The following is a 19,876-nucleotide window of genomic DNA, read 5'->3' as shown; positions in this document are numbered from 1 at the left end:
TGTAATGAACGCAACTCGCCCAGCCCCGGGCTCGCAGGCTTCGCTGCGCGAAGCCAACCGTGCGCGCGTTCTCGGTGTCGTCCGGCAGCACGGCCCGCTCACCCAGGTCGAGATCGCGGCCGCCTCCGGCCTCTCCGCCGCCACCGTGTCGAACATGGTGAAGGAGCTCGACCAGGGCCGGCCTGGTCGGCCTGTCCCGGAGCATCCGCAACGGCCGCCGCGCGGTCCTGGTGTCGCTCGAGTCCGGCGGCGGGCTGCTGGCGGGCGTCGCGTTCGGCGAGCGCGACGTCCGGGTCGCGGTCGCGAACGGATCCCGCGAGATCCTCGCCCAGCAACTGATGCCGCTGCAGGCCGACCACGTCGCCGACGAGGGCATGGAGCGCGCCGCCCGGCTGCTCGCGGACCTGGCCGAGACGGTCAGCTCCGGCGTCGAGGACATCTCCGCGATCGGGTTCGGGCTGCCGATGCCGGTCGACGCGATCAGCGGCGAGGCCGGGTCCGACGCGGTACTCCCCGGCTGGCGCGGGGTCAACGTCACGGACGCGATGTCGGCGTACCTGCGGGCCCCGGTCGCGCTCGACAACACCGCCAACCTGGCGGCCCTCGGCGAGCTCCGGGCCGGCGGGCTGCGCGGCGTCCGGAACGGCTGCTACCTGAAGTTCTCGTACGGCGTCGGCGCGGGGATCGTGATCGACGGCGAGGTGTACCGCGGCTCGGCCGGTACGGCGGGCGAGATCGGCCACGTCACGATCGACGAGAACGGCCCGATCTGCCGGTGCGGGAACCGCGGCTGCCTGGACACGTTCGTCGGCTCCCGGGCGCTGATCAGCAGCCTGGCCGCGTCCCACGGACCGCTGCGGCTGAAGGACATCGTGCACCGCGCGCTGGCCGGCGACCTGGGCTGCCGCCGGGTGATCGAGGACGCCGGCCGCCGGGTCGGCGTCGCGGTCGCCGGGGTGGTGAACCTGCTGAACCCGGAGGCGATCGTGGTCGGCGGCCTGCTCGCCGAGGCCGGTGACCTCATTCTCGGCCCGCTCCGCGAGGCGCTCGACCGGTGCGCGATCCCGAGCGCCGCCGCGACCGTCGAACTGCGGCCCGCCGAGCTCGGCGACGAGGCCGACATCGTCGGCGCGATCCACCGGGCGTCGATGCTGAGTCACACCAATATCTCCATTTCTTGAATTCAAGTCTTGACGTCAAAGGCTGACCCGGCTTGACTGCGGGCAGGCCAAACCGGCCTGTCTCGTCAAGGAGCCGCCACATGTCCCACTCCGCACTCCGTCTCGTCGGCCTCGGCATCGCCGTGTCGGCCCTGGCCGCCTCGCTGGTGGCCTGCGGCAACGGCAGTTCAGGCGGCTCCGGCAGCAAGAGCGACGCCAAGAAGATCGCGCTGCTGCTGCCCGAGTCGAAGACCACCCGGTACGAGGCCCTCGACCGCCCGCTGTTCACCGAGGCGCTGAAGGCAGCCTGCGCGAAGTGCCAGCTGATCTACAGCAACGCCGACCAGGACGCGTCCAAGCAACAGCAGCAGGCCGAGGCCGCGCTCACCCAGGGCGCGAACGTGCTGGTCCTGGACCCGGTCGACGGCAAGGCCGCCGCCGCGGTGGCCGCCTCCGCGAAGGCGCAGAACGTCCCGGTGGTCGCGTACGACCGGTTCATCGAGAACTCCAACTACTACGTGTCGTTCGAGAACGAGGCGGTCGGCAAGCTGCAGGCGCAGACCCTGGTCGACACCCTCAAGGCGGCCGGCAAGACGTCCGGCAACCTCGCGATGATCAACGGCTCCCCCACCGACCCGAACGCGGCCGACTTCAAGAAGGGCGCGCACAGCGTGCTGGACTCCAGCGGATTCAAGGTCGCCGCCGAGTTCGACACACCGGACTGGAGCCCGGACAAGGCGCAAGCCTGGATGGAAGGCCAGCTCAGCGCGATCAAGAACGGTCTGGTCGGGGTGTACGCCGCCAACGACGGCACGGCAGGGGGCGCGATCGCGGCGCTCAAGGGCGGTGGCGTGAAGCCGCTGCCGCCGGTCACCGGGCAGGACTCGGAACTGGCCGCGATCCAGCGGATCGTGTCCGGCGACCAGGCGATGACCATCTACAAGGCGGTCAAGCCGCAGGCCGAGGCCGCCGCCAAGGGCGCCGTCGCGCTGGCGAACGGCGCCAAGCCGGAGTCCACCACCGTGAAGAGCGGTGTCCCGTCGACGATCCTCAACCCGGTCGCGGTGACCAAGGCGAACATCAAGGACACCGTGGTCAAGGACAACATCTACAAGATCTCGGACATCTGTACGGCGGCGTTCGCCGCGGCCTGCGCCACCGCCGGGCTCTCCACCAACTGACCGCCCCGCGGCGTTGCCCCCGTAGTGAGGTGCGGGGGCAACGCCGGTCTTTCAGGTTCCGTAACCGGCGAAGACTGTTCGGGCACCCCGAACCCACCGGATCATGGCCTGACTGTCGAAAGCCCAGGAGGCTGATCGCGTGACTGTTACCCCGGCTCCCCTCGACGTCGGCGCCGGTACGGTGCTCCGGCTGGAGGGAATCTCCAAGCGTTTCGGCGCCGTCCAGGCCCTGAAGAACATCGAGCTGGACGTCCGGGCCGGCGAAGTACTGGCGCTGGTCGGCGACAACGGCGCCGGCAAGTCCACGCTGGTGAAGACCATCGCCGGCGTCTACACCGCCGACGACGGGACGATGGTCTTCGACGGCCGCCAGGTCCGGGTCGGCAGCCCGGCGGAGGCACAGCAGCTCGGGATCGCCACCGTTTTCCAGGACCTGGCGCTCTGCGACAACCTCGACGTGGTCGCGAACCTGTACCTCGGCCGCGAGCTCGAGAAGGGCGGCGCTCTCGACGAGGTCGAGATGGAACGCCAGTCCTGGGACCTGCTCCGGCAGCTGTCCGCGAAGATCCCGTCGGTCCGGATCCCGGTCGCCAGCCTGTCCGGCGGCCAGCGGCAGACCGTCGCGATCGCCCGCAGCCTGCTCGGCAGGCCGAAGGTCGTGATGCTCGACGAGCCCACCGCCGCGCTCGGCGTCGCGCAGACCGCCGAGGTACTGAACCTGGTCGAGCGGCTCCGCGAACGCGGCCTCGCGGTCATCCTGATCAGCCACAACATGGCCGACGTGATGGCGGTCGCCGACCGGGTCGCGGTTCTGCGGCTCGGCCGGAACAACGGCGTCTTCGTGGTCAGCGAGACCAGGACGCAGGACATCATCGCCGCGATCACCGGCGCCGAAGACAATGCGGTCTCCGCGCGCGCCACGCGCCGGAGCCGGGAGGAGGGTCCCACCAGATGAGCATCCAGGGATCGGGCACCCGCCCCCAGGACACCGCCGGTACGCCGTCATCGCCTGCGTCGAACGGGGCGAACGGGGCCGATGAGCTGCCGGCCGACCTCCAGGACGAGCGGCTGATCGCGAGCAGCGGGATCAGCGGCGCCGTGTCCGCCTTCACCGCCCGGCTCCGGTCCGGCGACCTGGGCTCGGTCCCGGTCGTCATCGGCCTGATCATCATCTGGGCGGTCTTCCAGATCGCGAACGGGTCCTTCCTGTCGAGCCGTAACCTGGTGAACCTGACGCTGCAGACCACCTCGGTCGGAGTGATTGCCCTCGGCATCGTCCTGGTCCTGCTGCTCGGCGAGATCGACCTGTCGGTCGGCTCGGTCAGCGGCCTGTCGGGGGCCGTGCTCGGCGTCACCTTCGTCAACAAGGGCTGGCCGCTCGTACTCTCGCTGGTGGCCGGCATCGCCCTCGGCCTGGTCATCGGCTTGTTCTACGGCGCGCTGTACACCCGCTTCGGCGTACCGAGCTTCGTGATCACGCTGGCCGGTCTGCTCGGCTTCCTCGGCCTCCAGCTGCTGGTGCTCGGGAAGGAGGGTTCGCTCAACCTCCCGTACGACTCGGCGCTGATCGGCTTCGCGACCCGGAGCTTCCTCTCCCCCGCGATCGCCTACGCCCTGATCGTGGTTGTCGTCGCGGTCTACGCGCTGACCCGCCTCCGCACCCGGAGCGCCCGGGCTGCGGCCGGGCTCTCGGCGGCGCCGATGTCGATGATCGCGATCAAGGCCGCCGCGCTGGCTGTCGTGCTGCTGATCGCGGTGCTGATCCTGAACGGGGACCGTGGCGTCTCGTCGATGTTCCTGCTGTTCCTCGCCCTGGTGGTCGCGACCGATCTCGCGGTACGGCGTACTCGCTGGGGCCGCGCTGTCGTCGCGGTCGGCGGCAACGTGGAGGCCGCCCGGCGGGCCGGGATCAACGTACGGATGATCTACCTGTCCGTGTTCGCGGCCTGCTCGACGTTCGCCGCGGTCGGGGGTCTGCTGGCCGCGGCGCGGCTGGTCGCGGTGAACCAGAGCAGCGGTGGCGGCGACACCAACCTGAACGCGATCGCGGCGGCCGTCATCGGCGGCACCAGCCTGTTCGGTGGCCGCGGGTCGGCGTACTCCGCGCTGCTCGGCGCACTGGTGATCATGTCGATCTCCAACGGCCTCGCCCTGCTGAGCCTTGACTCGAGCGTCCGCTACATGGTGACCGCCGGCGTCCTGCTGATCGCCGTCACGATCGACTCCCTGAGCCGCCGCAGCCGCCAGGCCCACGGCCGGGCCTAGACCACGGTGGGCTCTCACCTGACCCTGACCAGGTGGGAGTCCGCCGGTGAACCTTCTCAGCTTCCAAGCCGCGACGACCCTGGTACGGATTAGCGTTTTGAACGGGCTAGTTGCCTGAAGCATCTAATTCGACCAGGATCGAAAGGCTTGACAACGATGAAGTGGAAGATTCCGGGAACCCGTCGTACCCGGGCACTCGGTGCGGGTGCCGTCGTGACCACCGCCGCGCTGGTCGCGGGTGGTGTCGCGGTGGCGAACAGCGCCGGAGCGGCCGAGACGGCACAGACCTCGACCAGAGCGGCCTCGTACCGGACTCAGCTGATCGAGATGCGCACCGCCGGCGCGAAGGGGTACTTCTACACCTCGAGCCAGGCCGAGTTCCTGCGCGCGCAGAAGCAGGGCTGGAAGTTCACCGGTCAGGTCCCCGGGTACGTCGCGACCACCGCGGTCCGCGGCACCGTTCCGGTGTACCGGCTGCGGACGAAGTCCGGGTCGACGTACCTGCTGTCGATCTCGACCGCCGAGCGGAACAAGCTGACGTCGTCCGGGCACTGGGTGTACGAGGGTGTCGTCGGGCGGATCCCCCTCGCCGCCGCGGCGGACCGCGCGAGGATCTACCGGGTGTCGAAGAACGGCATCGGCTGGCGGGTGATGCGCACCGCGCAGGCGTCGGCGTACGTGAAGGCCGGCTGGCACCTGGACGGCTTCATGGGCTACGTCTGGACGCACAAGTAACGCACGCACGAGAAAGCCCCCGTCGCCGTTGACGGGGGCTTCCTCCGCGGGTCACGCGGTGGCGGCGGTCAGGTCGACCTTCGGCTCCGCGAAGTGGCAGGCGGCCATGTGGCCCTCGGTGGAGTACGGCTTGATCTCCAGCAGCGGCTCCTGGGTGGCGCAGATGTCCTCCGCCTTCCAGCACCGGGTCCGGAACCGGCAGCCACTCGGCGGGTCGATCGGCGAGGGTACGTCGCCGACCAGCCGGATGCGCTCCTTCGGCGGAACGCCGCGGATCGTGCCGAGGTCCGGGGCCGCGGACAGCAGCGCCTGCGTGTACGGGTGCTGCGGCGCGTTGTAGATCTGGTCCCGCGAGCCCTGCTCGACGATCTTGCCGAGGTACATCACCGCGACCTCGTCACAGAAGTGCCGGACCACGCCGAGGTCGTGCGCGATGAACACGAACGCGATCCCGAGATCGCGGCGCAGGTCCTCGAGCAGGTTCATCACCTGGGCCTGGATCGACACGTCCAGCGCGGACACCGGCTCGTCGGCGATGATCACCTCGGGCTCCACGGCGAGCGCCCGGGCGATCCCGATCCGCTGCCGCTGGCCGCCGGAGAACTCGTTCGGGTACCGGTTGTGGTGCTCCGGGTTCAGGCCGACCCGCTCCAGCAGCTCCTGGACCCGGTCGAGCTCCTTCTTCTTCGGCACCAGGTTGTGCACCCGGAGCGGCGTACTGATGATGTTGCTGACCGTCTGCCGCGGGTTCAGCGAGCTGTACGGGTCCTGGAAGACGATCTGCAGCTGCCGGCGGAACGGGCGCAGGTCGCGCTCCTTCAGCCTCGCGATGTCGGTGCCCTTGAAGACGATCTCGCCGGCCGTCGGGGTCAGCAGCCGGGTGATCATCCGGCCGGTGGTCGACTTGCCGCAGCCGGACTCGCCGACCAGGCCGAGGCTGGCGCCGGCCTTCAGCTCGAAGCTGACGCCGTCGACGGCCTGGACGACCTTCTTGGTCCGGGCCAGGCCGGCGGCCTCCTTGATCGGGAAGTGCATCTTCAGGTCGCGGACCTGCAGCAGGGTCTCGCCCTTGGCGGCCGGCTTCTCGACCGCGTCGACAGGACGGGTTGCGTCGCTCATCTCTCTCCTCGATCCCCTCGTCAGCCCAGTCTCGGCGCGACCTCGGTCTCGTACACCGAGACCTTGTCGTGCAGGTGACAACGGGACGTGTGCGCGCCGGCGCCGTCGACCGGCAGCAGTTCCGGCAGTTCCGACGTACAGAGCTCGCCCTTGACGCGGTCCGTGTACGGGCAGCGCGGGTTGAACGAGCAGCCGGCCGGCAGGTTCAGCAGGCTCGGCGGCAGGCCCTTGATCGGGCGCAGCCGCTCGTTCGCCGCCGACACCGTCGGGATCGACTCGAGCAGGCCCCAGGTGTAGGGCATCCGCGGGTTCGCCAGGACGTCCTCGGCGGTGCCGTACTCGACGCAGCGCCCGGCGTACATCACCAGGACGTCGTCGGCCATCTCGGCGACCACGCCCAGGTCGTGGGTGATCAGCACGATCGCGGAGCCGAACTCCTTCTGCAGGTTGTTCAGCAGGTCCAGGATCTGCGCCTGCACGGTGACGTCGAGCGCGGTGGTCGGCTCGTCGGCGATCACCAGCTTCGGGTCGTTGATCAGGCTCATCGCGATCATCGCGCGCTGCCGCATACCGCCGGAGAACTCGTGCGGGTACTGCGCGAACCGGCGCACCGGGTTCGGGATGCCGACCAGGTCGAGCATCTCCAGCGCGCGCTTCTTCGCGACGCTCTTGGAGACCTTGTGGTGCACCCGGTACGCCTCGACCAGCTGGTTGCCGATCGTGTACAGCGGGTGCAGCGACGACTGCGGGTCCTGGAAGACCATCGAGACCGCGTCGCCGCGGATCTTCATCAGGTCGTTCTCGCTGAGGCCGACGATCTCGTCGCCGCCGACCCGGATCGACCCGGTGATCCGGGTCCGCTTGCGGTCGTGCAGGCCCATCACGGCCATGCTCGACACCGACTTGCCAGAACCGGACTCGCCGACGATCGACAGCGTCCGGCCGAGCGGGACCGAGTAGCTCAGCCCGTTCACCGCGCTGACCAGTCCGTCGGCGGTCGGGAACTTCACGGCCAGGTCCTCGACCACCAGGTACGGCGTCTCGCCGCTCGGGTTGATCAACGCCTGGCGGCGCTCACGGGTCGCGATCGACGGACCACGCTTGGCGGACTCAGCGGCCTCAGGGGCGGCATCGCTGTCGGCCATGCTGTCCTTCCGGTCTTCGGGGGCACGGTCTTCGGGGGCACGGTCTTCGGGGGCGGGGATGGTCATGCGAGCCTCACCCGCGGGTCGATCACGCTGTAGCCGATGTCCACCAGCAGGTTCATCACCACGATCAGCACGGAGGCGACCAGTACAGTGCCCATGATCACCGGCAGGTCGTAGTTGTTCAAGCTGTCCAGGACGAGCTGGCCGAGCCCGGGCAGGTCGAAGATCCGTTCCGTGAAGATCGCGCCGCCGAGGCTGCCCGCGACATCGAGACCGAAGATCGTCACGACCGGAATCAGGCCCGAGCGCAGTGCGTGCTTGTAGGTGACCACCCGGTCGGACAGGCCCTTGGCCCGCGCGGTCCGGATGAAGTCCTCGCTCAGCGTCTCGACCATCGAGCCACGCGCGTACCGGGCATAGGAGACGCAGTTGTAAACGCCGAGCACCAGCCACGGTGTCAGCATGCCGGCTATCCATTTGCCGGGATTCTCCGAGGGAGGTGTCCACTCACCTCTCGGAAGGATCGGATACAGCACGGTCAGGTAGAGCGCGACCATCAGCGCCACGATGTAGTACGGCACCGAACTGATCACCAGCGTGCTGGTCATCAGCGCCCGGTCGCCCATGGTCCCGCGTCTCTTCGCAGCCATCGATCCGACGAACACGCCGATGGTGAGGACCAGGACGGCGTACCCGACGACCAGTGACAGCGTCACCGGGAACCGGGTCTTGATCATGTCCGTGACCGGCCGGTCGTTCTTGAACGAGAAGCCGAGACAGGGCGCCGCGCAGTGCTGCTTGACACCCGAGGTCGTGAAGTCACGACCGGCGAAGATTCCCACGGTGTACTCCGCGAACTGCTGCACCTTCGGCTGGTCCAGGTGCAGGTTGGCCTTGATCTCCTGGTACCGCTGCTGGGTGCAGTTGCGCTCACCACAGATCGCACCGGCCGGGTCGGTCGGCGCGACGAAGAACAACGCGAAGGTCGCGATCAACGTCGCGAGCACCACACTGAGCGCGCTGACCAGGCGGCGCGCCACGAAATAGAGCACGGGATTGTCTCCTCACCGACCGGCGTGGTGCCCGGACTTGTGGTCCGGGCACCACGCAGGCGTTCAGTGGATCACTACTACTTCAGAACGGAATCGGGTCAGGGCTGCTTCAGGTACAGCGAGGTGAACTCGGGCATGCCCTGTGTCGGGTCGTTGATCGCGTGCCCGATGTTCTTGCCGACCGGGAAGTTGCTCTGGCTGTAGTACAGCGGGAGCACCGGAAGGTACTTCTCCATGATGTCCTTGTCGACGTTCTTCCATTCCTTCAGCTGGTCGTCCGGCGCCTTCGCGGTGACGGCGTCGATCTCGGCGTCCAGGGCCCTGTCCTGCAGCTGGCCGACGCTGTTGCCCAGGGCGATCGCATCCGACCGGAACAGCACCGGGAACCAGCTGGTGCCGCTCGGCCAGTCGGAGCACCAGCCGGTCGGGGTCTTGCCGATGTTCACCGGAGCGTTCTGGTCCCCGGTGAAGGTACGGATCTTGGCCTTCGGGACACCGATCGCGCGGACCTTGAAGCCGGCCTTCTCGAACATCTGCTTGCGGAACTGCGTGACCTGCGTCGAGATCTTGTCGTCGATCGAGTAGTACCAGCTGAGCTCGAAGTTCAGCTTGCCGATCTTCTGCAGCCCGGACTTGACCTCGGCGGCGATCGCGTCGTCCTCGGCGCCCTTACCGGTGCCGTTAAGGCCCGGCAGCTCGTACTTCTCGAAGCCCGGGACGGCCGGCGGCAGGATCGTCGAAGCCGGCGGGTCGTCGGTCGGGTTCAGGCCGGCCACCTTGCGCCAGCCGTCGTACGGGAACGCCTTGGCGATCAGCTGACGGACGTCCATCGGGATCTTCCGGGTGTCCATCGTGTACATGATCGTGCACGGCGACGCGCCCTTGATCATCTGCGACTGGTCCTTGACCTCAGGAAGCAGCGAGACGTCCAGGTTGGTGTAGTTCAGCGAGTCGGCGTCCGGACCAGAGCTGGCCAGCACCTGGCGCTGGGCCTTGATCAGGTCCTGGCTGAACTTGAAGTCGAAGCCGTCGACGTACTGGTGCCGCACCGGGTCGGTTTTCGGGTCCCAGTTCGGGTTCTTCGTCAGCTTGAGCTCGGCGCCCGGCTGGTACGACGAGACCTGGTACGGGCCGGTCGCCATCGGGTGCTGCTCGTAGTTCTTCTGGGTGTCCTTCGCCTGCGGGATCGGCGTGAACATCGGGAACGCCGCGTAGTACGGCAGGTCGTCGAACTTCTTCGCCAGGTGGATGACCAGGGTCTTGTCATCCGGCGTCTCGACGCCCTTGTAGTTCGCGCCACCGGCCGCGTACGGGCCCTTGTACTTCTCGCCGTCCAGGAAGAACTGCTGCTGGTACGTCGGTCCCGAGCTGTACAGGTCGTGCGCGAAGGACCGCTTGATCGCGTACGCGTAGTCGGCAGCCTTGACCGGCGTGCCGTCCTGGTACTTGATGCCCTGCTTCAGCTTGAAGGTCCAGGTCAGTCCGTCGGCCGACTTGGTGCCGAGGTCCTCGGCCAGGTCCGGAACCAGAACCGGCTTGTGATCGGGGCCGTCCAGCCGGTACTGCGTCAGCGAACGGTAGAACAGCTTGCCGATCTGGTTGCCGTCGACGTAGTAAATGTTCGTCGGGTCGAAGGTGTCGGGCGTCACGTCCGAGAGGATCGTGATCGTGCCGCCCTTCTTCGCGCCGTCGACCTCCGCGGCCGGGCCCTGCGCAGTGGGGTCCGTCGCCTTGATCTGGGCCCCTCCCAACGTGTTGCTGTCGCCCTTGCTACCGCTGTTCGAGGACGGGCTGCCACAGGCCACGGCGGCCAGCATGACCGTCGCCGCGACTGCGGTGATCCGTTTCCACTGCATGGTCGGGTTTCTCCTTTTCTGCCGCTGGGGCAATCGCCGAACTACCGGCGAGTCTTGGGGTCGAAGGCGTCCCGGACCGCATCTCCGAGCAGGGCCAGCGCGAGCACCAGAGCGGTGATGCCGACCACTGGCAGCCAGAGGTAGAGCGGGTCTGCCTTGAACCAGTTCGTGGCGACGGAGATCGTCTGACCCCAGGAGGGGATCGGCTCGACCAGTCCGACGCCGAGGAAGGAAAGACCGGCCTCCGCGGTCACGTACGAGGGCACCGCGAGGGAGGCCGAGATGACGATCGGGGCCACCAGGTTGGGCAGCAGTTCCTTGAAGAGGACCCGCCGGGTCGGCACACCGATGGCCTTGGCGGCGAGCACGAACTCGCGCTCGCGGAGTGACAGCACCTCGCCCCGGATGATCCGGGCCAGGCCGGCCCACCCGAAGAACGAGAGCACGAAGATCAGCACGTAGAACCGGATCGACGCCTGCTGGTCCGGCGTGAGGTTGAACGAACCGCCCCGCATCGACTCGACGATCGGCACCAGCGCGATCGCGAACAGCAGGAACGGCAGGCTGAGCACGAAGTCGATCACCCAGGAGATCACCCGGTCGGTCCAGCCGCCGAGGAAGCCTGCCAGCAGTCCCATCACGACACCGATGGCGGTACCGACGATGGTCGCCACGAACGCGATGATCAGCGACGGGCGGGCGCCGTACACCCAGCGGGCGAAATTGTCCCGGCCGGTCTTCGGCTCGACGCCCAGCCAGTGCGCGCCGTTCACGCCGATCGTCGGGTAGCCGTACTCGTCGACCAGGTCGGTGTGGAAGGCGCTGTAGTCCTGGCCCTCCAGCTTGGCCAGCAACGGCGCCAGGATCGCGATCAGGATGAAGAACAGCACGACCGACGCGCAGATCATCGCGACCCGGTCCTTGCGCAGCCGGTCGAACGCGATCCGGCTCGGGGACTTTCCGTGCGGAGTGGCTGCGCCGCGAACCGGTTCCGCCGATGCCGGGTGTTCTTCGACCCCTACGGTCGAGTCTGGCGACCCAATACTCATTCGCACTCCGTCAAGTTCGTCGGCCGGATTTCGGTCCGTTGATCCGGCACATATCGGTGGATAGCGTGCCGAGCCTTTGCTCTGCGGCGGCCTCGCGTCAAATCCCCTTGACACCCGAATACCCCGCAACCGGGCGCTAGCCTGCCTGACACTGTGACACCAAACCAGCGGTGCCCTGCACCAGTGCACAAATCGTTACCGGAACGGGTACTCGAACGGAATATTTGCCCCATTTCGTCACCCTTCGCAGTCAATCCTTCGCAAAACGCGTCGGCACAGTACCGACAGTGGCCATTTTGTGCCAGGTTTTTACGGAGTGTGACGATTTGCCGCATTCGGTGGCGGTGGGTGGCAGCGCGCCGCTAACGCACATGCACCGTCACGAACGGCGGTTTGATCACGTCGAAGATTTCCTGCCGGCCGCGGATGTCGACGGTCACCTGGTCGCCTTCTTTCACCGCCGCGTCGAGCAGTGCCAACGCAACGCCTTTCTTCAAGGTCGGGGAGAACGTGCCCGATGTGACTTCGCCGAGAGTTGTCCCCGATTGGTCCAGAACGGTCATGTGCGGCCGCGGAATACCCCGGCCGGCCGCGCGCAGGCCGCGGAGGATCCGGGCCGGGCCCTGTTCCTTCTCCGCGCGCAGGGCGGAGTCGCCCCAGAAGTGGTCCTTCTTCCAGCCGACGGCCCAGCCGGAGCGGGCCTGGACCGGCGTGATGTCCGGCGAGATGTCCTGGCCGTGCAGCGGGTACCCCATCTCGGTCCGCAGCGTGTCCCGCGCCCCCAGTCCGGCCGGGACGATGCCGTACTGCTCGCCGGCCGTCAGCAGCGCGTCGAAGACCGCCACCGCGGCGGCGTTCGGTACGACGAGCTCGTACCCGCGCTCACCGGTGTACCCGGTCCGGCAGACCACTACCGGCGTACCGCCGAAGTCGGCCGTGGCGAAGGCCATGTAGTTCAAAGGGTGCAGAGTGTCGTGTCCCGTCGGCAGACCGATCGCGGAGACCACCTCGTCGCTGTTCGCGCCCTGTACGGCGAGGATCGCGTAGTCGTCGTGGACGTTGGCGACCTCGACCCCGTCGGGGGCGTCGGCCTGGAGCAGCCGCACCACCTCGGCGGTGTTCGCCGCGTTCGGGATCAGGAACACGTCGTCGTCGGCGTGCAGGTAGGCGATCAGGTCGTCGACCACGCCCCCGCGCTCGTTGCAGCACAACGTGTACTGCGCCTGGCCCGGCGCGATCTTGCCGAGGTCGTTGGTCAGGCACGCGTTCACGTACGCCGCGGCGCCCAGGCCCTTCACGGTCGCCTTGCCGAGATGGCTGACGTCGAACACGCCGACCGACGTCCGGACCGCGGTGTGCTCGGCCACCACCCCGGAGTACTCCAGCGGCATCTCCCAGCCGCCGAACTCGGCGAACTTCGCACCGAGGGCGACGTGGCGCTCGTGCAACGGGGACTTCTTCAAATCGGTCGACTCGGTCATGGAGCGCAAACTACCTGACGCGTAGCATGCGGTGGCAGCTTGCACGTACCGTCACGACCGGCCAGCTGAGACGCCGGTCAAGGAGGACTGAGGATTTCGTGACCACCATCACCCTGAGCAAGTCCGATGCCGCCGGCGTCAAGACCGACGCCGTGGTCATCGGCGTGGTCAAACTCGGCGGCGTCGTCGCTCTGCCGGCCGGCACCGAGTCGCTGAACGCCGCGTACGGCGGGAAGCTGGTGGAGGTGCTGACCGGCCTCGGCGCCACCGGGAAGGCCGGCGAGGTGACCAAGGTGCCCGGGCCCCATTTGAGCAAGCCGGGCAAGTCGGCGACGCTGATCGCGGTCGGCCTGGGCGCGGCACCCGACGGCTCGTTGAAGACCGAGGACCTGCGCACCGCGGCCGGCACCGGTGTTCGTGCCGCCAAGATCTCGCAGTCCGTCGCGTTCGCCCTGCCGACGCCCGACGCCGGCTGCGTCCGCGCGGTAGCCGAAGGCGCGCTGCTGGGCCGGTACGCGTTCACGACGTACAAGTCCGCGGACAGCTCCGAGGCTCCGGGCAACCTGATCGTGCTCACCGACCTGGCCCGCAACAAGGACGCCAAGGCCGCGCTGGAGCGCGCGCAGGTGACCGCCGAGTCGATCGCGCAGGTGCGCGACTGGGTCAACACCCCGCCGTCGGACCTGCACCCGGTGGAGTTCGCCGCGGACGCGGTCAAGCTCGGCAAGGAGTACGGCGTCAAGGTCGAGGTGCTCGACGAGAAGGCGCTCGCCAAGGGCGGGTACGGCGGCATCCTGGGCGTCGGCCAGGGCTCGGCGAACCCGCCGCGGCTGGTCCGGCTGACCTACACCCCTCGCAAGCCGGTGACCCACCTGGCGTTCGTCGGCAAGGGGATCACGTTCGACTCCGGCGGCCTCTCGCTGAAGACGTCGTCCGGGATGGTCAGCATGAAGTCCGACATGGCCGGCGCCGCCGCGGTGATCGGCGCCACGCTCGCGATCGCGCGGCTCGGCCTGCCGGTGCAGGTGACGACGTACGCGGCGATGGCCGAGAACATGCCGTCCGGTTCGGCGGCGCGGCCGTCGGACGTGCTGACCATGTACGGCGGCAAGACCGTCGAGGTGCTGAACACCGACGCCGAGGGCCGGCTGGTGCTCGGCGACGCGCTGGTCCGGGCGTCCGAGGACGGGCCCGACCTGATCGTCGACGTGGCCACCCTGACCGGCGCCTGTGTCGTTGCCCTGGGCACCAAGGTGGCCGGCGCCTTCGGGAACGCCGACAGCGCCCGGGACCGGGTGGTGGACGCCGCCCTCGCGGCCGGCGAGGCGATGTGGCCGCTGCCGATCCCGGCCGAGATGCTGGACAAGCTGAAGTCGCACTCGAAGGTCGCCGACCTGGCGAACATCACCGGCGAGCCGTGGGGCGGGGCGCTCGCCGCGGCCGCGTTCCTCGGCGACTTCGTTGCCGACGGCATCGACTGGGTGCATCTGGACGTGGCCGGCCCGGCGTTCAACGACGGCGGCGCGGCCGGCTACACCCCGAGCGGCGGCACCGGGTACGCCGTCCGCACCCTGATCGAGCTGGCCGCCTCAGCCGGCTGAGTAGCGGATCTCCAGCATCGTGCAGCCGGTCCCGGTGGTGTAGGGACCGTGCGGCATCCCCGGCGGCCGGCAGGCGTAGTCGCCGGCCGTGAACGTCTGCTGGAGGGTGAGGTCGGTCAACTCCCCCTCCAGCAGATACACCTCCTCGACGTACTCGTGCCGGATCACCTTGCTCGTGGTGGTCCCCGGCGCCCACCGCGCGATCCTGGTCAGCATCCCGTCCGGCCCGCGGCTCAGCACCTGCTCCGCGACCCCGCCGCCGGCGTCCACCCACGGAACCTGGCCGCTCGCGAAGAACTCCCGCTCGTCCTTCATCCGTCAGTCCCAGGCCGGCGCTAGTTCTTCGACCCGGTAGCTGATCCGGCTGCTCACGCCCCGCGGATCCGTCATCTCCACCCGCCATCCGTCACCGAACTGATCGACACCTCCGAGCATCGGAATCGTCCCACTCAGCAATACAGTGCCCGGCACCAGCCGCGTCCCCAGCTCCTTGATCCAGTACGCCGGCGGCAACAGCTGCGCCAGTGTCCCGTCCTGGATCAGCTCCTCGCGCTCTCCGTGCCGCACCCAGGCCCGCAGCGTGAACCGGTCGAGCTCGTCGTCGATCTCCGCGAGCCGCCACGCGACGTCGCCCAGGACGTCCGGTGCCGACTGCTTGCTCCAGGCAACACCGTGCACCTCGAGCGCACGATCGGTGTGGTCACAGGCGACCGTCAACAGGTAGTCGTCCGGCGTGACGATCAACGCCCACTCCGCCTCACCGGACGTCTGCCCGTGCGCGACCTGGACGGTACCGGGCCGGCTCACCAGCGACGCGGACAGCGGGTAGAGCGTCGGCACCCGGTTCGGCGCCGGTACGCCGAGCGCCGCGAGCTCGTCCACGTGATGCCGGACCTCGGCCGTGTCCCGGCCCGCGTACCCGGCGTTCAGGGCGTAGCGGACCGCGACCTCGCGTGCGCTCCCGTCCGGTAGCTCGAATCGCATCGACTCCTCCTCAGGTCTTGCGTGAACACGTCGTATACAACGAGTATGTAGCAATCCGACCTGGAGGTCCACCCGATGCCAACCGCAGAACCTGACCGCCGCGGGCTCGTGAAGGCGTTCGCCGCGAGCCTGTCCGGCACCTCGCTGGAGTGGTACGACTTCGCCGTCTACTCCTCGGCCGCCGCGCTCGTCTTCGGCGATCTCTTCTTCCCGGGCAGCGATCCGCTCACGGGGACGCTGCAGGCGTTCGCGACGTACGCGGTCGGGTACGTCGCCCGCCCGCTCGGCGGCATCTTCTTCGGCCGGCTCGGCGACGTGATCGGCCGGAAGCGTGTGCTGATCGCGACGCTGCTGCTGATCGGCGTCGCCACCTTCGGCATCGGGATCCTGCCGACCCACGCCCAGGCCGGCGCGATCGCGCCGACGCTGCTGGTCGCACTCCGGTTCGCCCAGGGCGTCGGCGTGGGTGGCGAGTGGGGAGGCGCGGTGCTGCTGAGCAGCGAGTTCAGCAAACCGGAGCAGCGTGGCTTCTGGGCGTCGGCCGCACAGGTCGGGCCGCCCCTCGGGACACTGCTCGCGAACGGAGTACTGGCGGTGCTGGCCGGGGTCTTGTCCGAGGGCGCGTTCCTCAGCTGGGGCTGGCGGGTCGCTTTCCTGCTGTCTGCCGTACTGGTCGCCTTCGGCCTGCTGATCCGGACGAGGCTCGAGGAGACACCGGTCTTCCGGGAGCTGCAAGCGCGCGGCGAGCGGCCTGCAGCCCCGGTGTCCGAGGTACTGCGAACGGAGAGGCGTCCGCTCATCGCTGCGATCCTGGCGCGCGTCGGGCCGGACGTGCTGTACGCGATGTTCGCTGTCTTCGTCCTTACCTATGCGACCAAGGACCTCGGCATGAGCCGCGGCCAGGCGGTGGCCGCGGTCCTGGTCGGCTCCGGTTGCCAGGTCGTGCTGATTCCGCTGTCCGGCTGGCTCTCGGACCGGTACGGACGTCGTACCGTCTATGCGATCGGTGCTGTTGGCGGGGCGGTCTGGAGCGTGGTGTTCTTCGCCACGGCGACGTCACTGGCGACGCTGCTACCCGGTGTGGTGATCGGGCTGCTGTTCCACTCGCTCATGTACGGGCCGCAAGCGGCGTTCGTGTCGGAGCAGTTCACGGCAAGGCTGCGCTACACGGGCAGTTCCCTGGCCTACACGTTCGCCGGCGTCATCGGTGGCGCGCTGGCGCCGTTGGCGTTCACGTACTTCCTGGCGAAGACAGGCTCCGGCTACGCGATCGCGACGTACATCGTGGTGGCTTGCGTGATCACCCTGGTCGGGCTGCGACTCGGCCGGGCCGTGCAGGACGAGCCGCAGGACCTGGTCGTCAGCCGTGCATGAGCAGCGCGCCGGTGGAGTCGAGGTGGCTGAGGATCGCCTTCTCGGCCGCATCCGGTGTGCCGGCCGCCAGCCCGTCGACGATCGCCTGATGCTCGGCGACGACCTCTTCTCTTCTGGTGGTGCTCCGCTGCAGGGCCACCAGCCCCAGTACGACGTGCTTGGCGCGCAGGTTGTCGTACAGCCGGCCGAGCACCGAGTTGCCGGCCGCCGCGACCAGCAACGCGTGGAACTGGCTGTCCAGCTCGATGAACCGTTTCGCGTCGCCGTCGCCGACGATCTCGCGTTGCTGGTCGAGCACCGCGGACATCGCCGCCACCGGTGTGTTGCCGGCCGTCAGTGCGGTCGTCGCGGCCCAGCACTCGATGACGCCGCGGGCCTGCATCATCTCCGCGATCTCCCGGCCCGGCACCGGCGCCACGAACGCGCCGCGGTGCGGCACCAGCTGCACCAGGTCCTCGGCGGCGAGCATCAGCAGGGCTTCCCGGACCGGCGTCCGCGAGATCCCCACCTCGGTCGCGACGGCCTGCTCGTTGATGAACGTCCCCGACACGGCCGGATCACTCAGCACGACCGCCCGCAGGTGCTGGTACGCGCGGTCCCGGCCGGAGTCCCCACTCAATTGCATACCTCATGTATACAGTCTCGGAGGTCCTGATGACAGTCTTGCGAGTGGCGGCAGCCCAGCTCACCGCCGGCCCCGACCCGGTCGCCAACCTTGCCACGGCGACCGGCGCGGTACGGCGCGCGGCCGCCGGCGGCGCCGAGCTGGTCGCGCTCCCCGAGGCCACGTCGGCCTGCTTCGGAACCGACCTCGCGACCGTCGCCGAGCCGCTGGACGGTCCGTTCGCGACGGGGTTGCGGAAGATCGCCGCCGACCTCGGGATCGTCGTGGTCGCGGGGCTGTTCGAGCCGGCCGCCGACGGGCGGGTACACAACACCTTGCTCGCCACCGGCCCGGGTGTCGAGGCGGCGTACCGGAAGATCCACCTGTACGACGCCTTCGGGTCGCGCGAGTCCGACACGGTTGCTCCGGGCAACAGCCTGGTCAGCTTCGGGTACCGCGGACTGACCGTCGGGCTGGCGACGTGCTACGACCTGCGGTTCGGCGGCCAGTTCGCGGAGCTCGGGCGGCTCGGGGCGGAGCTGATCGTCGTACCGGCGTCCTGGGGTGCGGGGCCGGGCAAGGAAGAACAGTGGGACCTGCTCACCCGGGCGCGGGCCGCGGACGCGCAGGCGTTCCTGCTGGCGTGCGACCAGGCGTACGTACCGCCGGCCGGAACAGATCCGCTCGGGATCGGGCGGAGCAGCCTCACCGGGCCGCTCGGCCAGACGCACGCCCGGCTGGACGGCGCCTCCGGGATCCTGCAGGCGACGGTCGACACCGCCGTGGTCGCGTCGGTCCGGGCTCGGGTACCGATCCTTTAGGCTTTGCCGTCCTTCTTCATCCGGGCGTTGTACTCGCGCATGCGGGGCGGGTAGCCGACCACGGCCGCGTCGTACGACGGGACGCCGAGCCGGTTCGCGAAGTCGTGTGCCCACTTGACCGACGGGACCCGGCGACGGGTCCACTCACCGTCGATCGCGACCAGCAGCAAGGTGTAGTCCGTCACCGCGGTACGCGGCTCGACGAATCCCTCCACCCCCTGCCGGGTCTGCGCGAACTCCCGCAGGTGCGCCTGGTCCGGGGAATCCGCCCGGCGCATCGTTCCGGCCTTCCGCCGGCGACCGAACCACTTCATGACGTAAGTGTCCACTATCCTGAGGTCCGCCTTGTGCTAACGAAGCGTACAGGCTCGGCGGTAACGACCTCTGTGGGGCAACTTATCTTTCACAAGTCCGACCGGGGCACGCCCGCCAACTGCTCGCATGTCGGGACTGCTTCATCTCGCCCGAGTGGCACCACCAGGCACCGTGAGGTGTCCTCAGGCTTCATCGCAAAACCGGCCCTTGCGCGGTGCCATCGGCAGGCGCATTCTGCGGACGTACCCCCTCACCGTGAGGGGGCGGACCGGCCGGGAGGCTGAACTCCCGGACCGGCCCTAGATCGGAACCTAACTAGGAGGTCCGACCATGGAAGAACCGTATCGTTTCGAGACCGCGACCGAGGGTGAACGCGCGGCGTTCGATCTGGGCGCTGAGGACGCGCTCGACGCATCGAAGTGGACCGGTGAGGATCTGGTGCTGATCCTCGCGCACGCCACCGACGCCGCCGGGCGCCTGCTCCGCGAGAGCCGCCGGTCATGAACAGTCGGCCGTGGTGGTACGACGTGGCCCAGGAGTATGTCGCTTTGGAGTTCGCCGGTGAGTTCGATTACGACGCTGCTACCGATGGCGAGGAAGCCGCGTACCTTCGCGGTTTCTTTGAGGGTCAGGTCGACGCCGTCGAGATGATCGTCAAGCAGTAGGACCCAAAAGAGTTCGGCCCCCATTGCCCACCGAGCGACAGGGGCCGAACTCTTTTGGGTCCTACTGCTTGAACCGACGGGACGTCTCCACCGCGACAAGGTCGTCACCGTCGGCGCCCGTCGCCTCGGACTCCCAGCGGCCGACGGGCTGATAGCCGTTACTGATGAGCCAGCCGGTCATCTCGCGCTGCGCGCCCCGCATGGACAGGGAGTCGACGTCAAGCTGTTGGGTCGACTCATCCTCGTAGACGACCGTGCAGACGATCGCCATGTTCTCTTGCCGCAGCCAGACCTCGATCGGGCTGGACTTGTTCTCAATGCTACTCATGCATCTAGTGTAGCTAATGCGCTAAGTGAACCAAGTGCATCAGCCCACGATCCGCCGGGCGATGCGGTCAATGGCCCGCTCTAGCTCCCGCCGTACGCCACCGGCGCCGCGCCGCCGGAAGCAAGAATCAAAGTCCCG

Annotated in this window: 21 protein-coding genes and 1 pseudogene; 11 read left to right on the top strand and 11 right to left on the bottom strand. The window is 68.5% G+C overall.

Translation table 11 applies throughout. The features are described 5' to 3' along the window. Window positions 1–4 precede the first annotated feature (4 nt). The 6 genes and pseudogenes from JOF29_RS44170 to JOF29_RS38885 form a co-directional block, all read left to right on the top strand. A pseudogene (locus JOF29_RS44170) lies at window positions 5–121 on the top strand (hypothetical protein); the annotation flags it as partial. A gap of 109 nt (window positions 122–230) precedes the next feature. Beyond that, window positions 231–1,181: an ROK family protein gene (locus tag JOF29_RS38905; RefSeq protein WP_307863907.1), complete on the top strand. Its 951-nt coding sequence runs from the start codon at window positions 231–233 to the stop codon at window positions 1,179–1,181. A gap of 80 nt (window positions 1,182–1,261) precedes the next feature. Next, window positions 1,262–2,341, top strand: a complete 1,080-nt coding sequence (locus tag JOF29_RS38900) for an ABC transporter substrate-binding protein (RefSeq protein ID WP_209699310.1) — start codon at window positions 1,262–1,264, stop codon at window positions 2,339–2,341. A gap of 139 nt (window positions 2,342–2,480) precedes the next feature. Beyond that, the gene (locus tag JOF29_RS38895; protein ID WP_209699309.1) at window positions 2,481–3,296 is read left to right on the top strand and encodes an ATP-binding cassette domain-containing protein; all 816 of its coding nucleotides are present in this window, start codon (window positions 2,481–2,483) and stop codon (window positions 3,294–3,296) included. Continuing rightward, window positions 3,293–4,606: a sugar ABC transporter permease gene (locus JOF29_RS38890; RefSeq protein ID WP_209699308.1), complete on the top strand. Its 1,314-nt coding sequence runs from the start codon at window positions 3,293–3,295 to the stop codon at window positions 4,604–4,606. The genes JOF29_RS38895 and JOF29_RS38890 overlap by 4 nt, the downstream gene beginning before the upstream one ends. A gap of 156 nt (window positions 4,607–4,762) precedes the next feature. After that, complete coding sequence (locus tag JOF29_RS38885; protein ID WP_209699307.1) at window positions 4,763–5,341, top strand: hypothetical protein; 579 nt, start codon at window positions 4,763–4,765, stop codon at window positions 5,339–5,341. A gap of 51 nt (window positions 5,342–5,392) precedes the next feature. Here JOF29_RS38885 and JOF29_RS38880 read toward each other — a convergent pair whose 3' ends face one another. The 6 genes from JOF29_RS38880 to gcvT all read right to left on the bottom strand — a co-directional run bounded on the left by JOF29_RS38880 (window position 5,393) and on the right by gcvT (window position 13,046). Next, a complete protein-coding gene (locus tag JOF29_RS38880) occupies window positions 5,393–6,460 on the bottom strand; it encodes an ABC transporter ATP-binding protein (protein WP_209699306.1) in 1,068 nt (355 codons plus the stop codon). A 20-nt stretch (window positions 6,461–6,480) separates the two neighbouring features. Further along, window positions 6,481–7,605 carry an ABC transporter ATP-binding protein gene (locus JOF29_RS38875; RefSeq protein WP_209699305.1) on the bottom strand — a complete coding sequence of 375 codons (1,125 nt, stop codon included), beginning with the start codon at window positions 7,603–7,605 and terminating at the stop codon, window positions 6,481–6,483. Window positions 7,606–7,667: 62 nt separating this feature from the next. Further along, window positions 7,668–8,660: an ABC transporter permease gene (locus JOF29_RS38870; RefSeq protein WP_209699304.1), complete on the bottom strand. Its 993-nt coding sequence runs from the start codon at window positions 8,658–8,660 to the stop codon at window positions 7,668–7,670. A gap of 98 nt (window positions 8,661–8,758) precedes the next feature. After that, window positions 8,759–10,516 carry an ABC transporter substrate-binding protein gene (locus tag JOF29_RS38865; protein WP_209699303.1) on the bottom strand — a complete coding sequence of 586 codons (1,758 nt, stop codon included), beginning with the start codon at window positions 10,514–10,516 and terminating at the stop codon, window positions 8,759–8,761. A gap of 41 nt (window positions 10,517–10,557) precedes the next feature. Then, window positions 10,558–11,565, bottom strand: coding sequence for an ABC transporter permease (locus JOF29_RS38860; RefSeq protein WP_209699302.1), 1,008 nt, complete (start codon window positions 11,563–11,565; stop codon window positions 10,558–10,560). Between the two features lie 362 nt (window positions 11,566–11,927). After that, complete coding sequence (gene gcvT, locus JOF29_RS38855) at window positions 11,928–13,046, bottom strand: glycine cleavage system aminomethyltransferase GcvT (RefSeq protein ID WP_209699301.1); 1,119 nt, start codon at window positions 13,044–13,046, stop codon at window positions 11,928–11,930. Window positions 13,047–13,144: 98 nt separating this feature from the next. On the opposite strand from gcvT, the gene JOF29_RS38850 reads away from it, so the two are divergent. Then, window positions 13,145–14,647 (top strand): leucyl aminopeptidase, encoded by a 1,503-nt coding sequence (locus tag JOF29_RS38850; protein WP_209699300.1) that lies wholly within the window; start codon window positions 13,145–13,147, stop codon window positions 14,645–14,647. On the opposite strand, the gene JOF29_RS38845 is transcribed toward JOF29_RS38850, so the two are convergent. Together JOF29_RS38845 and JOF29_RS38840 are read right to left on the bottom strand one after the other, a co-directional pair. Further along, the gene (locus JOF29_RS38845) at window positions 14,636–14,962 is read right to left on the bottom strand and encodes a cupin domain-containing protein (protein WP_209699299.1); all 327 of its coding nucleotides are present in this window, start codon (window positions 14,960–14,962) and stop codon (window positions 14,636–14,638) included. The two genes, JOF29_RS38850 and JOF29_RS38845, sit on opposite strands and share 12 nt — an antisense overlap. A 3-nt stretch (window positions 14,963–14,965) precedes the next feature. Further along, complete coding sequence (locus JOF29_RS38840) at window positions 14,966–15,631, bottom strand: DUF2848 domain-containing protein (protein WP_209699298.1); 666 nt, start codon at window positions 15,629–15,631, stop codon at window positions 14,966–14,968. A 75-nt stretch (window positions 15,632–15,706) separates the two neighbouring features. Between JOF29_RS38840 and JOF29_RS38835 the strand changes: the two genes are divergently transcribed. Continuing rightward, the gene (locus JOF29_RS38835; RefSeq protein ID WP_209699297.1) at window positions 15,707–17,005 is read left to right on the top strand and encodes an MFS transporter; all 1,299 of its coding nucleotides are present in this window, start codon (window positions 15,707–15,709) and stop codon (window positions 17,003–17,005) included. Here the strand turns inward: JOF29_RS38835 and JOF29_RS38830 are convergent. Next, window positions 16,992–17,630, bottom strand: coding sequence for a GntR family transcriptional regulator (locus tag JOF29_RS38830; RefSeq protein ID WP_209699296.1), 639 nt, complete (start codon window positions 17,628–17,630; stop codon window positions 16,992–16,994). The genes JOF29_RS38835 and JOF29_RS38830 overlap by 14 nt on opposite strands. A 29-nt stretch (window positions 17,631–17,659) precedes the next feature. Here JOF29_RS38830 and JOF29_RS38825 point away from each other — a divergent pair, with 29 nt between their 5' ends. Next, window positions 17,660–18,430 (top strand): nitrilase-related carbon-nitrogen hydrolase, encoded by a 771-nt coding sequence (locus JOF29_RS38825; protein ID WP_209699295.1) that lies wholly within the window; start codon window positions 17,660–17,662, stop codon window positions 18,428–18,430. Here the strand turns inward: JOF29_RS38825 and JOF29_RS38820 are convergent. Then, a complete protein-coding gene (locus tag JOF29_RS38820) occupies window positions 18,427–18,744 on the bottom strand; it encodes a hypothetical protein (protein ID WP_209699294.1) in 318 nt (105 codons plus the stop codon). The two genes, JOF29_RS38825 and JOF29_RS38820, sit on opposite strands and share 4 nt — an antisense overlap. 331 nt (window positions 18,745–19,075) lie before the next feature. Here JOF29_RS38820 and JOF29_RS38815 point away from each other — a divergent pair, with 331 nt between their 5' ends. Both JOF29_RS38815 and JOF29_RS38810 read left to right on the top strand, forming a co-directional pair. After that, window positions 19,076–19,249 carry a hypothetical protein gene (locus JOF29_RS38815; protein ID WP_209699293.1) on the top strand — a complete coding sequence of 58 codons (174 nt, stop codon included), beginning with the start codon at window positions 19,076–19,078 and terminating at the stop codon, window positions 19,247–19,249. 23 nt (window positions 19,250–19,272) lie between these two features. Next, window positions 19,273–19,410, top strand: a complete 138-nt coding sequence (locus tag JOF29_RS38810) for a hypothetical protein (protein WP_209699292.1) — start codon at window positions 19,273–19,275, stop codon at window positions 19,408–19,410. 61 nt (window positions 19,411–19,471) lie between these two features. Here JOF29_RS38810 and JOF29_RS38805 read toward each other — a convergent pair whose 3' ends face one another. After that, window positions 19,472–19,738, bottom strand: coding sequence for a hypothetical protein (locus tag JOF29_RS38805; protein ID WP_209699291.1), 267 nt, complete (start codon window positions 19,736–19,738; stop codon window positions 19,472–19,474). Between the last annotated feature and the right edge of the window lie 138 nt (window positions 19,739–19,876).

The sequence above is a fragment of the Kribbella aluminosa genome (assembly GCF_017876295.1).
GTDB lineage: Bacteria > Actinomycetota > Actinomycetes > Propionibacteriales > Kribbellaceae > Kribbella > Kribbella aluminosa.
The sequence above is the reverse complement of the archived record's forward strand: the minus strand, read 5'-3'. Positions and strand labels throughout refer to the sequence as shown.